This is a genomic window from Pseudomonas sp. PSKL.D1, assembly GCF_028898945.1.
GTDB lineage: Bacteria > Pseudomonadota > Gammaproteobacteria > Pseudomonadales > Pseudomonadaceae > Aquipseudomonas.
On sequence record NZ_CP118607.1, the window covers coordinates 1,270,012 to 1,283,027 of the forward strand.

The 13,016-nt window shown below is 60.9% G+C and carries 13 protein-coding genes; 5 read left to right on the forward strand and 8 right to left on the reverse strand.

Going from position 1 to position 13,016, the window contains the following annotated elements:
* Positions 1-55: 55 nt before the first annotated feature.
* Both glpK and PVV54_RS05580 read right to left on the reverse strand, forming a co-directional pair.
* Complete coding sequence (gene glpK / locus PVV54_RS05575) at positions 56-1,555, reverse strand: glycerol kinase GlpK (protein ID WP_274908978.1); 1,500 nt, start codon at positions 1,553-1,555, stop codon at positions 56-58.
* Between the two features lie 41 nt (positions 1,556-1,596).
* The gene (locus PVV54_RS05580; RefSeq protein ID WP_274908979.1) at positions 1,597-2,448 is read right to left on the reverse strand and encodes an MIP/aquaporin family protein; all 852 of its coding nucleotides are present in this window, start codon (positions 2,446-2,448) and stop codon (positions 1,597-1,599) included.
* Between the two features lie 302 nt (positions 2,449-2,750).
* On the opposite strand from PVV54_RS05580, the gene ybaK reads away from it, so the two are divergent.
* On the forward strand, positions 2,751-3,221 hold the full coding sequence (gene ybaK, locus PVV54_RS05585) for a Cys-tRNA(Pro) deacylase (protein ID WP_274908980.1): 471 nt from the start codon (positions 2,751-2,753) through the stop codon (positions 3,219-3,221).
* A 37-nt stretch (positions 3,222-3,258) separates the two neighbouring features.
* On the opposite strand, the gene PVV54_RS05590 is transcribed toward ybaK, so the two are convergent.
* Positions 3,259-4,368, reverse strand: a complete 1,110-nt coding sequence (locus PVV54_RS05590) for an ABC transporter ATP-binding protein (protein WP_274908981.1) — start codon at positions 4,366-4,368, stop codon at positions 3,259-3,261.
* Entirely contained in the window at positions 4,365-5,285 is a 921-nt protein-coding gene (argF, locus tag PVV54_RS05595; protein ID WP_274908982.1) for an ornithine carbamoyltransferase, read from the reverse strand. The genes PVV54_RS05590 and argF overlap by 4 nt, the downstream gene beginning before the upstream one ends.
* 376 nt (positions 5,286-5,661) lie before the next feature.
* Between argF and PVV54_RS05600 the strand changes: the two genes are divergently transcribed.
* Together PVV54_RS05600 and grxD are read left to right on the forward strand one after the other, a co-directional pair.
* On the forward strand, positions 5,662-7,770 hold the full coding sequence (locus tag PVV54_RS05600; protein ID WP_274908983.1) for a molybdopterin oxidoreductase family protein: 2,109 nt from the start codon (positions 5,662-5,664) through the stop codon (positions 7,768-7,770).
* Positions 7,771-7,861: 91 nt separating this feature from the next.
* Positions 7,862-8,197 carry a Grx4 family monothiol glutaredoxin gene (grxD, locus tag PVV54_RS05605; protein WP_274908984.1) on the forward strand — a complete coding sequence of 112 codons (336 nt, stop codon included), beginning with the start codon at positions 7,862-7,864 and terminating at the stop codon, positions 8,195-8,197.
* Positions 8,198-8,258: 61 nt separating this feature from the next.
* On the opposite strand, the gene bfr is transcribed toward grxD, so the two are convergent.
* Together bfr and PVV54_RS05615 are read right to left on the reverse strand one after the other, a co-directional pair.
* Complete coding sequence (gene bfr, locus PVV54_RS05610; protein WP_274908985.1) at positions 8,259-8,732, reverse strand: bacterioferritin; 474 nt, start codon at positions 8,730-8,732, stop codon at positions 8,259-8,261.
* Between the two features lie 198 nt (positions 8,733-8,930).
* Positions 8,931-9,152 (reverse strand): bacterioferritin-associated ferredoxin, encoded by a 222-nt coding sequence (locus tag PVV54_RS05615; protein ID WP_274908986.1) that lies wholly within the window; start codon positions 9,150-9,152, stop codon positions 8,931-8,933.
* Between the two features lie 204 nt (positions 9,153-9,356).
* On the opposite strand from PVV54_RS05615, the gene PVV54_RS05620 reads away from it, so the two are divergent.
* Positions 9,357-9,959 (forward strand): peroxiredoxin, encoded by a 603-nt coding sequence (locus PVV54_RS05620; protein WP_008099573.1) that lies wholly within the window; start codon positions 9,357-9,359, stop codon positions 9,957-9,959.
* Between the two features lie 188 nt (positions 9,960-10,147).
* On the opposite strand, the gene rnt is transcribed toward PVV54_RS05620, so the two are convergent.
* On the reverse strand, positions 10,148-10,759 hold the full coding sequence (gene rnt / locus PVV54_RS05625) for a ribonuclease T (protein ID WP_446731452.1): 612 nt from the start codon (positions 10,757-10,759) through the stop codon (positions 10,148-10,150).
* A gap of 59 nt (positions 10,760-10,818) precedes the next feature.
* Positions 10,819-11,865 carry a dihydroorotase gene (gene pyrC / locus PVV54_RS05630; RefSeq protein WP_274908988.1) on the reverse strand — a complete coding sequence of 349 codons (1,047 nt, stop codon included), beginning with the start codon at positions 11,863-11,865 and terminating at the stop codon, positions 10,819-10,821.
* Positions 11,866-11,996: 131 nt separating this feature from the next.
* On the opposite strand from pyrC, the gene PVV54_RS05635 reads away from it, so the two are divergent.
* Entirely contained in the window at positions 11,997-12,941 is a 945-nt protein-coding gene (locus PVV54_RS05635) for a flagellar protein MotY (protein ID WP_274908989.1), read from the forward strand.
* The last annotated feature ends 75 nt before the right edge of the window (positions 12,942-13,016 follow it).

Sequence of the window (13,016 nt, forward strand, 5' to 3'; positions counted from 1 at the left end):
GGGGATGACAGCCAGCGCTACCGCCTCTTTCGCAAGGCGGTAACGCTGAACTCGATCAGGCGTCGTGATCTTCCCAATCGCGTGTGCGATCTACTGCTTTTTTCCATCCGGCGTACAGTTTTTCTTTCTGCGTTTCATCCAGCTGCGGGCTGAACTCGCGCTCGATGATCGCCTTGTCGCGCAGCTCGTCCAGGCCACTCCAGAACCCGCACGCCAGGCCTGCCAGGTACGCAGCGCCCAACGCCGTTGTTTCGCGCATTTTCGGGCGCTCCACGCAGGTGCCGAGGATATCGGCCTGGAACTGCATGAGGAAGTTGTTGGCCACTGCGCCACCGTCCACGCGCAGCTCGGACAAGCGTTGGCCGCAGTCCTGTTGCATGGCATCGAGCACGTCGCGGGTCTGGTAGGCGATCGACTCGAGCGCTGCGCGGATGATGTGGTCGACCTTCACGCCCCGGGTCAGGCCAAACAGGGCGCCGCGGGCATACGGGTCCCAGTAGGGCGCGCCCAGGCCCGTGAACGCAGGCACCAGGTACACGCCATTGCTGTCCTTGACCTTGCTGGCGAAATATTCGGTGTCGAGTGCGTCATTGACGATCTTCAGCTCGTCACGCAGCCATTGCACGGTGGAACCGCCATTGAACACGGCCCCTTCCAGTGCATAGGCCACTTCGCCGCGCGGGCCGCAGGCGATGGTGGTGAGCAGGCCGTGGGATGACATCACGGCTTTGTCGCCAGTGTTCATCAGCAGGAAGCAGCCGGTGCCATAGGTGTTCTTGGCCTGGCCAGGCTCCACGCACATCTGGCCGAACAGCGCGGACTGCTGGTCGCCTGCGATACCGGCAATGGCGATACCGCTTTTGGTATGGCCGTACACTTCGGAGGAAGGGCGCACCTCAGGCAGCATGCTGCGCGGGATACCGAGGATTTCCAGCAGCTTGTCGTCCCACTGCAGGCTATGGATGTTGAACATCAGCGTGCGCGAAGCATTGGTGTAGTCGGTGACATGTACCTTGCCGCCGGAGAACTTCCAGATCAGCCAGGAATCGACGGTACCGAACAGCAATTCGCCACGCTCGGCACGTGCGCGGGCACCTTCCACGTTATCCAGAATCCACTTCAGCTTGGTGCCCGAGAAATACGGGTCGGTGACCAGGCCGGTGGTTTCGCGAATGTAGGCCTCGTGGCCGTCACGTTTGAGCTGGGCGCATATTTCGGTGCTGCGACGGCACTGCCAGACGATGGCGTTGTACACCGGGCGGCCGGTTTCCTTGTCCCACACCACCGTGGTTTCACGCTGGTTGGTGATACCCAGCGCGGCGACCTGGGCATGGCTGATGCCGGCCTGGGCCAGCGCTTCGACCATGGTTGCGCTCTGGGTGGCGAAGATCTCCATCGGGTCGTGCTCGACCCAGCCCGCGTGCGGATAATGCTGGGCGAATTCGCGTTGGGAGGTGCCCACCACATTGGCGTCGCGGTCGAAAATGATGGCCCGCGAGCTGGTGGTGCCTTGGTCCAGGGCGATGATGTAGTTCTTTTCCTGGGTGTCTGTCATGGTTGTAGGCCTTGCGAAATGAGGTGGTCAGGGCACACGTGTCAGTTGACTTGAGTATCGCCCTGGCGATTGTCGTTTGTCTCGGCGCCAGTCGGTTGCGCCGTTGGCAGGTTGCGGGCGATCAGGCCGCGATAGGTCGCGGCACCCAGGCAAGCGCCGAGGATCGGGGCGAACACCGGAACCAGGAAGTACGGAATGTCCCGACCGCCAGTGAAGGCAATTTCGCCCCAGCCGGCCAGGAAGGTCATCAATTTGGGGCCGAAGTCACGCGCGGGGTTCATCGCAAACCCGGTCAGCGGGCCCATGGCGCTGCCGATCACAGCGATCAGCAGGCCGATCAGCAGCGGCGCCATTGCGCCACGGGGCAGGCCGTTGTTGTCGTCGGTCAGGGCCATGATCACGGCCATGAGGATGGCGGTGATCACCACTTCCACCAGGAAGGCCTGGCCCGTGGTCAGCGAAGGGTGCGGGTACGTGGAGAACACCGACGCCAGCTCGAGGCTTTCGGTGCTGCCACGCAACATGGCGTGGCTTTGTTCGAAATCGAAGAACAGGTTGCTGTACAGGGTGTACACCAGCGCCGCGCCGCAGAATGCACCGCAAATTTGTGCCAGTGCATAGAAGGGCAGTTTGCGCTTGTCGAAACCGGCGAACAGCGTTAACGCGATGCTCACGGCCGGGTTCAGGTGTGCCCCGGAAATGCCCGCCGTGAGGTAAATCGCCATGCTTACGCCAACCCCCCAGATGATGCTGATTTCCCACAAGCCAAAGCTGGCACCCGCCACCTTGAGCGCGGCGACACAACCGGTGCCGAAAAAGATCAGTAGTGCGGTGCCAAGAAATTCGGCCAGGCATTGGCTGGACAGCGTGGGTTCGCGAAGAGCATTCGTCATGTATGACCTCGTTGTTTTTGTTGTGAGGCGCGTGGCGCTCGACAGCAAAGCCCGGAGTCGATCCCCATTGACCCCGGGCAGATATAGGAATGCACTTAAAAAGGGCATCGTTTATTCAGAAACGAAAAAATATAGACAAGAAACGCTTATGTCAAAGGTCGAAAGTGAACGGTCGGTCACGTTCTGCTTAGTCGTTTCAGCCAGCAAAGCCTGAGCTAGAGCGCGTTGTTGGTGGTTTGCTGGCTGGGATGTTGGAATTGCCCTACAGTAGTCGCCGATTCGTCCCCGTTATGGAGCACTGCATGACCCCCGCGCTCGATCTGTTGAAAAAAGCCCGTGCCGAACATCGTGTGCACAGTTACGAACATGACCCCAAGTCGGCGTCATATGGGCTTGAGGCAGCGGAGAAACTTGGTCTGGACCCGCAACAGGTGTTCAAGACGTTGCTGGCGAGCAGTGAAAAGGGCGAGTTGCTGGTGGCGGTGGTGCCCGTGGTGGGGACGCTGGACCTCAAGGCACTGGCCCATGCGGCCGGGGTGAAGAAGTGCGAGATGGCCGACCCGGCGGCGGCCCAGCGTTCTACAGGTTACCTGGTGGGTGGGATCAGCCCGCTGGGGCAGAAGAAGCGCCTGCGTACCTTTATTGACGAGTCGGCGCAAAATTTTGCAACCATCCATGTCAGCGCGGGGCGGCGTGGGCTTGAGGTGGAATTGGCGGCCAGCGTTTTGGCAGCGCATACACAGGGCATGTTTGCCGGTATTGGTAGGGGTTGAGGGGAGGGGGCTGCAAAGCAGCCCCCAGTACCGACTGTCAGGTCGCCGAACTGTACCGACGAACCCCGTTTTCCTGCCGTGGCAACTGCGCCGCGACACTCCCCGGCACCGGGAACAGCACCAGGTGGTCCGCCTTCACGGTAATCCCTACTTCCTCACCCACCTGATGGTCGATGTGGCTTGGGAAAATCGCTTCCAGCTGGCTTCCCGTCGGCAACTGCAAGCGGTACAGCGTCGAAGCACCGAGGAAGCTCTTGCCCACGATACTTGCCCGCAATGCACTGTCTGGGGCATGCACGATATCGTCCGGTCTTAGCAGCACATCGACCGAACTGCCGGGCGCCATGATGTAGGCACGGTTACCGCGCAGCTCGCCCAGTTCGGTATTGACCGCCTCATGGCTGCTCATCTGGCCGCGAATGAAGTAGCCCTGGCCAATGAAGCTGGCCACGAACGGTGTCTGCGGTTCGTGATACAGGTTGTACGGCGTGTCCCACTGTTCCAGGCGGCCTTCCCTGAATACGCCGACGTGGTCGCTGACCGCAAAGGCTTCTTCCTGGTCATGGGTAACCAGGATGGCACTGGTGCCTCGGCTCTTGAGGATGTCGCGCACCTCGTGGCTGAGGCGACGGCGCAGCTCCACATCGAGGTTGGAGAACGGCTCGTCAAGCAGCAGCAATTGTGGCTCCGGCGCCAGTGCCCGGGCCAGTGCCACACGCTGTTGCTGGCCGCCGGACAGCTCGTGCGGGTAGCGCCCGCCCAGGCCGCCGAGCTTGACCAGTTCCAGCATCTCTTCGACCACCTGCGCCTGGCGCGGGTGTTTTGCAATGCCGAAGGCGATGTTCTGCGCCACGGTCAGGTGCGGGAACAGGGCGTAGTCCTGAAACACCATGCCGATACGGCGCTTTTCCGGTGCCTGGGTAAAGCCGGCCCGGGAAATGACCTCGCCCGCCAGCTGGATCTCACCTTCATGCACCGGCTCGAAGCCGGCGATGGCGCGCAGGGTGGTGGTTTTGCCGCAACCCGAGGAACCCAGCAGGCAACCGATGTCGCCTGCGTTCAGGTGCAGGTTGAGGTTCTGGACGATGCGCTGCTCGCCGTAGCCACAGGCGAGGTTGCGCAGGTTGAGCAGTAGGGGTTGACTCATGCGTGGTGGTAAGCCGGTTCTACAAGGAATTCAAGAAGCGCCTTCTGTGCATGCAGCCGGTTTTCAGCTTCGTCCCAGGCAACCGAGCGTGGGTCGCCGAGCAGGTCCTGGCTGATTTCCTCGCCACGGTGGGCGGGCAGGCAGTGCATGAAGAGGACATCGGGTGCCGCCAGGTCGAGCAGTTCGCGGGTGACCTGATAAGGCGCGAAATGCGCCAGGCGCCGTGCAGTTTCCTCCTCCTGGCCCATGGAAGTCCAGACATCGGTGACCACCAGGTGTGCGCCACGCACGGCGTCCTTGGCATCACGGATGATCTGCACGCGCTCACCGCCCAAGTCCAGGAAGCGCTGGTCGGGCTCGTAGCCCTCTGGGCATGCAATGCGCAGTTGGAAATCGAACTGCCGGGCGGCCTCGATGTACGAGTTGCACATGTTGAAACCATCGCCGATCCAGGTAACGGTCTTGCCCTGGATCGAGCCACGGTGCTCGATGAACGTCTGCATGTCGGCCAGCAGCTGACACGGGTGCGATTCGTCGGACAGGCCGTTGATCACTGGCACGCGCGAGTTGGCGGCGAATTCGGTGAGGGTGCTGTGGGCGTGGGTGCGGATCATTACCGCATCGACCATGCTCGACAGCACGATGGCGCTGTCGCTGATCGGCTCGCCACGGCCCAGCTGCGTGTCACGCGGGGACAGGAAGATGGCCTGGCCGCCGAGCTGGATCATGCCGGCTTCGAACGATACGCGGGTACGCGTGGAGGACTTTTCGAAGATCATGCCCAGCACGCGGTTTTTCAAAGGCTCGAACAGCACGCCGCGCTTGCGCAGGTCCTTCAGCTCGATGCCTCGGCGGATCACACCGAGCAATTCGTCGGTGGTGAAATCCAGCAGGGAGAGAAAGTGCCTAGCGCTCATGATTGACTACCTTATCTGCAACGGTATGCAGGTCGACCGTATGGTTTTTTTTGACAACGGGAGTGACCTGCGGCGTAAGCCGCACGGGGCGGACGAAATAGGGAAAGGCGCAATACTATAATTAAATGTCGCCTGAAACCAAGAGGGGAAACAGCTACCCGTTTCAAAGGATGTTGCAAAGGGTGTCTTGACCCGCCGGGCGGTGCTGTTTTTTATTTGCTACACGAAGGTTGTACACGGCTTGCCGTCGATTTGGCAAATAGCTGTCGCAAATCGTGTGCCTGATGTCGGGGGATTCACGCGGCGAAGGCCGCTGGCAGCTGCCAGGGCCGCGGCGCATAGTCGAGGCTGGACAAACAACAAGGCAGAGGCGGCCATGACCAAGACCCTGCATCACCGTGCCTGTCACCTGTGCGAAGCGATTTGCGGGTTGAATATCGAAGTCAGCCACGAGGCTGACGGCCAGGCGTTGATCAGTTCGATCAAAGGCGACCCACTGGACCCGTTCAGCCGTGGCCATATCTGCCCCAAGGCGGTGGCCTTGCAGGATATCCAGAACGACCCCGACCGCCTGCGCGGGCCTCACAAGCGTGTGGGCGATCAATGGCTGGCCATCGGTTGGGAGGAAGCATTTGCGCTGGCGGCCGACCGGCTTTGGGCCGTGCAGCAGGCACATGGACGCAATGCCGTGGCGGTGTATCAAGGCAACCCGAGCGTGCACAACTATGGGTTGATGACCCACAGCAACTATTTTCTCGGCCTGCTCAAAACCCGTAACCGCTTTTCGGCCACATCAGTGGACCAGTTGCCTCAACACCTCACCAGCCACCTGATGTATGGCCACGGCCTGCTGCTGCCCATCCCGGACATCGACCATACCGACTTCATGCTGATTCTTGGCGGCAACCCACTGGCCTCCAATGGCAGCATCATGACCGTCCCGGACGTGGAGAAGCGCCTGAAAGCCCTGCGAGCACGCGGCGGGCGGCTTGTGGTGGTGGACCCGCGCCGCAGTGAAACAGCAGCCATGGCCGACCGCCATCTGTTCGTTCGGCCGGGCGGCGATGCGGCCTTGCTGTGTGGCCTGCTCAACACCCTGTTCGAAGAAGGCCTTGCCCGTGGTTCGCATCTGCAGGTCAACGGCCTGCAGCAGGTGCGTGAGGCAATCGCGCCCTTCAGTGCCGAAGCCGTGAGCGCCCATTGCGGCATCGAAGCAGTCGAGATACGCCAGTTGGCGCGCGAGTTCGCTGCCTCTGACAAGGCAGTGTGTTACGGCCGCATGGGTGTATCCACCCAATCGTTCGGCACGCTGTGCCACTGGCTGGTGCAGTTGATCAATCTGGTCACCGGCAACCTCGACCGGGTTGGCGGCGCGCTGTGTACCGAGCCGGCTGTAGACTTGGTGGCAACTACCTCGGGTGGGCATTTCAACGCCTGGCAGAGCCGGGTTTCGGCTTTGCCCGAGTATGGCGGTGAGTTGCCAGTCGCAGCGCTTGCCGAAGAAATGCTCACACCTGGCGAAGGCCAGATCCGCGCGTTGGTCACCGTTGCTGGCAACCCGGTGCTGTCCACGCCCAACGGTCGGCAGCTCGATACTGCGCTGGAAGGGCTGGACTTCATGCTCAGCATCGACCTGTACATCAACGAGACCACCCGGCACGCCGACCTGATCCTGCCGTCCACCTCGGCACTGGAGAACGACCATTACGACAGTACCTTCAACCTGCTGGCGGTGCGCAACGTTACCCGTTTCAACCGGGCGATCCTGAGCAAGCCGCAGGGGGCGCTGCATGACTGGGAGATTTTTGTTGGCCTGGCACGCGCCTTTGCCGAGCGCGCCGAACTTGAACTCAAGCCAACCATCCCGCCCTCACAGATGATCGACCGGGCTTTGCGCATGGGGCCGTATGGCGAGGCGTCTGAACACAGCTTGTCGTTGCAAGCCCTGGATGAACACCCCCACGGCCTTGATCTGGGGCCACTGCGCGCCAGCCTGGGCAAGCGCCTGGCGACCGCCAGCAAAGCGGTGGAAGCTGCGCCGGGGGTGTTGCTGGCCGACTTGCAACGCCTGGCAATGCAGGCGCCGCCAGCCCCTGGAGAGTTACTGCTGATCGGCCGCCGGCACGTGCGCAGCAATAACTCCTGGATGCATAACTTCCACCGGCTGGTCAAAGGCAAGCCACGTCACCAGTTGCTCATGCACCCGCAAGACCTGCAGCAGCGGCATTTGCAGGACGGCCAGCGCGTGCGCATCCGTTCGCGCACAGGGATATTGGAGGTGGACGTACAGGCGAGCGAAGAAATGATGCCTGGCGTCGTCAGCCTGCCCCACGGTTTTGGCCATGGCCGCCAAGGTGTGCAACTTCAGGTGGCCGGGGCGCAGCCGGGTGTGAGCGCCAACGACCTGACCGATGAGCGATTGCGCGATGAGGTGTCCGGCAATGCGGCACTCAATGGTGTGCCTGTGCAGGTAGAGGCCGCGTGAGTGATGGCAAGGCCGAGCACGCCGCTCGGCTTTCCGATACAATGCGTCACCGTGCCGACGACCGCGTCGGAAAGTTCAGCCGAGGTGCTACATGGATATCATCGAAACGATCAAAGAGCAGATTGCCAACAACACCATTCTGCTTTACATGAAAGGCTCGCCGAATGCCCCGCAGTGTGGCTTCTCGTCGCGCGCTTCGCAGGCAGTAATGCAGTGTGGCGAAAAGTTCGCCTACGTCGACATCCTGCAGAACCCGGAAATCCGCGCCAACCTGCCCAAGTACGCCAACTGGCCGACCTTCCCGCAACTGTGGGTTGCCGGTGAGCTGGTCGGCGGTAGCGACATCATGCTGGAAATGTTCGAGAAGGGTGAGCTGCAAACCCTGATCAAGGAAGCGGCTGCAAAGGCCAAGGCTTCCGAGGCTTAACTAGCCTGAAATAAAGCTGGGGCCGCACAGCGGCCCCAGCTTTTTTGTGCGCGAAGAAAACTTACTCTTCGCCCATCTGCGACTGCAGGTAGTTCTCGATGCCGATCTTCTCGATCAGGCCCAGCTGAGTTTCCAGCCAGTCGATGTGCTCTTCCTCGGACTCGAGGATGTCTTCGAGCATGTCACGCGAACCGAAATCGCCATGCTTTTCACAGAAGGCGATGGCCTCCTTCAGGTCTTTCAAGCCCTTCTGCTCGATCTTCAGGTCGCACTCAAGCATTTCCTTGGTGTTTTCGCCGATCAGCAGCTTGCCCAGGTCCTGAACGTTCGGGATGCCCTCAAGGAACAGAATACGCTTGATCAGTTTGTCAGCGTGCTTCATCTCGTCGATGGATTCTTTGTACTCGTGCTTGCCGAGCTTATTCAGGCCCCAATCTTCGTACATGCGCGCGTGCAGGAAGTACTGGTTGATTGCGACCAGCTCGTTTCCGAGGATCTTGTTGAGATGCTGGATGACGCTTTTGTCGCCTTTCATGACGGGTTCCTGCCCTGTAGAAGTGTGCCGATACAGAGAAGTTTGAGCCTGATAGTTGGGTGTGTCAAACCTAAGTTATTGAATAATAAGTGAAAATTAATAGGAATAAGAATGTTTGTGAACCGCGTTAAAGCGCTAACTTATTGAATTTTGGGCATAAAAAAACCGGACACAAGGTCCGGTTCTTTAAATTCGGGTTTACGCGGCGGTAAATTCTACCGGGTAGGAAAGGGCGGCTTGCTGGCTCACCTGAAGCTCGGTGAGGGTCTCGCGAACCACCTGCTTGGCCAGGCAGGCGCATTTGCCACATTGGCTGGCGACATTAGTCGCGGCCCGGACTTCCTTGTAGCTGCAGCATCCTTCGTAGATCGCATCGCGGATCTGTCCGTCGGTAACGCCGACACAGAGACACACATACATAGAGGCTGACCATCGCTGGTTGAGTCGATGAGATGGAGAGTAATGGTAATGAGAATGCTTGTCAAAACACGATGAGTAAAGATTGTGCCCCGGCGACCGGCGGTTGAGTTCGGCCTGTCATCCGAAGCCGTGTATGATGGTCGGCCTTTGTTGGATGTCGGGCCTGCCCGGCAAACGATTCTTAACTCTCATCAGGAGATTGCAATGAGCGTACTCGTTGGCAAACAAGCCCCCGATTTCACCGTACCGGCCGTGCTGGGCAATGGCGAGATCGTCGACAGCTTCAACCTGGCTTCGGCCATCAAGGGCAAGTACGGCCTGGTGTTCTTCTACCCACTGGACTTCACCTTCGTCTGCCCGTCCGAGCTGATCGCCCTGGACAACCGCATCCCTGACTTCCAGGCGCGCAACGTTGAAGTGATCGGCGTTTCGATCGACTCGCACTTCACCCACAACGCCTGGCGTAACACCCCGGTCAACAACGGCGGCATCGGCCAGGTGAAGTACACCCTGGCAGCCGACATGACCCACGAAATCTGCAAAGCCTACGACGTTGAGTCCGAGGGCGGCGTAGCCTTCCGTGGCGCCTTCCTGATCGACACCAACGGTGTTGTCCGCTCGCAGATCATCAACGACCTGCCGCTGGGCCGTAACATGGACGAACTGCTGCGCTTGGTCGACGCGCTGCAATTCCACGAAGAGCACGGCGAAGTCTGCCCTGCCAACTGGAAGAAAGGCGACAAAGGCATGAACGCTTCGCCAGAAGGCGTTGCGGCCTACCTGAGCGAGAACGCTGGCAAGCTGTAATTGCCGCGCGCATGAAAAAAACCGGCCCTTGTGGCCGGTTTTTTATGGGGAGTGCTTCGCACTCCTATCGCGACACAAGGCCGCTCCCACATAGTCCGCCGCAGGGCTTGCGCGGTCCGTGTGGGAGCGGCCTTGCCGGGGCGCCGGACCGGTCGGAAAGGGGCGCACAGCGCCCCCAAAATCGCAGCTCAGTCGTTGAAATCCCGCCAGCCGCCCATCTCTTTCCAACGGTTGACGATGCCGCAGAACAGTTCTGCTGTCTTCTCGGTGTCATACCGCGCCGAATGCGCTTCGCGCCCGTCAAAATCGATATCGGCACTCTGGCAAGCCCGCGCCAGTACGGTCTGGCCATACGCCAAACCAGCCAGGGTGGCCGTATCAAAGCTGGAGAACGGGTGGAACGGGTTGCGCTTGAGGTCGTTGCGGGCCACCGCAGCATTCAGGAAGCCCAGGTCGAAGCTGCTGTTGTGGCCGACCAGGATCGCCCGCTTGCAGCCGTTGGCCTTGAGCGCCTTGCGCACACCACGGAAAATATCGGTCAGTGCGCTTTCTTCGCTCACCGCCATGCGCAGTGGGTGGTCCAGCTTGATGCCTGTGAACTCCAGCGCGGCCGGTTCGATATTGGCGCCCTCGAAGGGCTCTACACGGAAGAAGTACGTGTGCTCCGGGAACAGGAAGCCTTTATCGTCCATGCCGATGGTGACTGCAGCAATTTCCAGCAGGGCATCAGTTGCGCTGTTGAAACCACCTGTCTCGACATCCACCACAACCGGCAGATAGCCACGGAAACGCTCTGCCATCGGATGGCGCGAACCACCGCCGGTCTGGCCGTCCTGATCTTCGTCGTAAAGGTCTTCGCTCACGCGTTGTCCTCCAGCAGGCGCCAGCGCAGTTTCTCACCGGCGCGCAGCGGGATGACGGTTTGCTCGCCAAACGGCAGGCTGGCCGGGGCGGTCCATTCTTCGCGAACCAGCGTGATGGTGTCGGTGTTCACTGGCAGGCCATAGAACGCCGGGCCGTGCAGGCTGGCGAAACCTTCCAGTTTGTCCAGGGCATTGCGCTGCTCGAACGCCTCGGCGTACATCTCGATGGCGGCGTAGGCGGTGTAGCAACCGGCGCAGCCGCAGGCGGCTTCCTTGGCATGCTGGGCGTGCGGCGCCGAGTCGGTGCCGAGGAAGAACTTCGGGTTGCCGCTGGTAGCAGCATCCAGCAGCGCCACCTGGTGGGTGTTGCGCTTGAGGATCGGCAGGCAATAGAAATGCGGGCGAATACCGCCAACCAGCATGTGGTTGCGGTTGTACAGCAGGTGCTGGGCAGTGATGGTCGCGCCAACGTTGGCCGGAGCCTCGGTGACGAATTGCGCGGCATCGCCGGTGGTGATGTGCTCGAACACCACTTTGAGCGTGGGGAAACGCTCGACCAGGCGGCGCATATGCTCGTCGATGAAACGCTTTTCGCGGTCGAACACGTCGATCTCGCTGCGGGTCACCTCGCCATGCACCAGCAATGGCATGCCAACCTCTGCCAGCGCCTCGATGGCCGGGAAGATGTTGTCGATGCTGGTCACGCCCGAATCGGAGTTGGTCGTGGCGCCTGCCGGGTACAGCTTGGCGGCGTACACGATGCCGCTGGCCTTGGCAGCGCGGATGTCCTCGGGGCTGGTGCGGTCGGTGAGGTACAGCACCATCAGCGGCTCGAAGCGGCTGGCGGCCGGGCGTGCGGCCAGAATGCGCTCACGGTAGGCGCCAGCTTCGGCGGCATTGCGTACCGGCGGAACCAGGTTGGGCATGATGATGGCACGGGCGAAAGTACGCGCCACATCGCCAACGGTATGGGGCAGGACGGCACCATCACGCAGATGGATGTGCCAGTCGTCGGGGCGCAGGAGGGTCAGGCGATCGGACATTGGGGATTCCAGGCGGGTCGAACTCAGGCCTCCAATGCTACCGGAAAACCCTGAACCGAGCACGGCTATCAAGTTTTCCGGCTGGCGGCCGTTAGCCTGCCTGTAAGCCGTCAGAATTTGTGGAGCCGCCCGTGCGCCAGCGTTATCTAGCCCTGTTGACCCTGTTCGCCAGCCTGCCGGCCGGCGCACTGACCTTCCAGACCCGCATGGAGAACATCGCCTGGAAAGTCGAGGGTGACCAGTTCGAATGCCGCCTGATCCAGCCGATTGACGGTTTTGGCAGTGGTGAGTTCGTACGCAGGGCCGGCGAGCAACCGGTGTTTCAACTGCGTTCGGACAGCAATGTGCTGGGGTCGGGGACGGCCACGTTGTTGGCTGCCGCCGCGCCATGGCAACCAGGCCGGGGTGATATCAACCTCGGGGCCGTGCGCATGGCGCGCAACGGTGTACTGTTCACGTCATCTCAGGGGCAGGCCAGCCGTTTGATCAACGGTTTGCTCGATGGGCGCAGCACCGTGGTGCGTAATTACACGGGTGAGGCGGGGCGAGTGATGGAAGTGCGTGTTCTGCCCGTCAGCTTTGCCAAGGCGTACAGCGACTATCAGGCGTGTGCTGGCAAGATGCTTGCGATGAATTACGATCAGGTACGCCAGACGCAGGTGGGGTTCCCGAGTGGCGGCGTTGATCTGGATGCCTCGGCCCGAGCGCGGCTCGATGTGATCCTTGACTACATCAAGGCCGACCCGACGGTTAACCACATCGAGCTCAACGGCCACTCGGACAACAGTGGCAACCGCCTGAACAATCGTGATGCCTCGCGTCGTCGTGCACTGGCCGTTGCCGACTACCTCAAGGCCCATGGCGTGCCAGAGGAGCAGATTGTCGTACGCTTCCATGGCGAGCGTTATCCGTTGGTGAAGAACAACAGTGCGGCCAACCGGGCGCGCAATCGCCGTGTCAATATTGAACTGGATCGAGTAACGCCGGTAGAGAAACCGGCAGTGCAGCCAGTGGTACAACCGCCTGTTGCCCCTGCGAGCCCCGCGGCTGCAGCGCCGGCTGCCAAGGCGCCCTGAAGCCATAGCCCAACAAGTCGCGCCCTCGACACTTCCTGTCGCTTTGTCGTCACAAGCTGTCGCCCCACTGTAAAT

What these genes read in the sequence shown, in the direction of transcription:
- bfr (WP_274908985.1), bottom strand. Translation starts at nt 8,732, where the DNA reads ATGAAAGGCGACAAAAGCGTCATCCAGCATCTCAACAAGATCCTCGGA.
- glpK (WP_274908978.1), bottom strand. Translation starts at nt 1,555, where the DNA reads ATGACAGACACCCAGGAAAAGAACTACATCATCGCCCTGGACCAAGGC.
- pyrC (WP_274908988.1), bottom strand. Translation starts at nt 11,865, where the DNA reads ATGTCCGATCGCCTGACCCTCCTGCGCCCCGACGACTGGCACATCCAT.
- PVV54_RS05580 (WP_274908979.1), bottom strand. Translation starts at nt 2,448, where the DNA reads ATGACGAATGCTCTTCGCGAACCCACGCTGTCCAGCCAATGCCTGGCC.
- rnt (WP_446731452.1), bottom strand. Translation starts at nt 10,759, where the DNA reads ATGGCAGAGCGTTTCCGTGGCTATCTGCCGGTTGTGGTGGATGTCGAG.
- argF (WP_274908982.1), bottom strand. Translation starts at nt 5,285, where the DNA reads ATGAGCGCTAGGCACTTTCTCTCCCTGCTGGATTTCACCACCGACGAA.
- PVV54_RS05615 (WP_274908986.1), bottom strand. Translation starts at nt 9,152, where the DNA reads ATGTATGTGTGTCTCTGTGTCGGCGTTACCGACGGACAGATCCGCGAT.
- PVV54_RS05600 (WP_274908983.1), top strand. Translation starts at nt 5,662, where the DNA reads ATGACCAAGACCCTGCATCACCGTGCCTGTCACCTGTGCGAAGCGATT.
- grxD (WP_274908984.1), top strand. Translation starts at nt 7,862, where the DNA reads ATGGATATCATCGAAACGATCAAAGAGCAGATTGCCAACAACACCATT.
- PVV54_RS05620 (WP_008099573.1), top strand. Translation starts at nt 9,357, where the DNA reads ATGAGCGTACTCGTTGGCAAACAAGCCCCCGATTTCACCGTACCGGCC.
- PVV54_RS05590 (WP_274908981.1), bottom strand. Translation starts at nt 4,368, where the DNA reads ATGAGTCAACCCCTACTGCTCAACCTGCGCAACCTCGCCTGTGGCTAC.
- ybaK (WP_274908980.1), top strand. Translation starts at nt 2,751, where the DNA reads ATGACCCCCGCGCTCGATCTGTTGAAAAAAGCCCGTGCCGAACATCGT.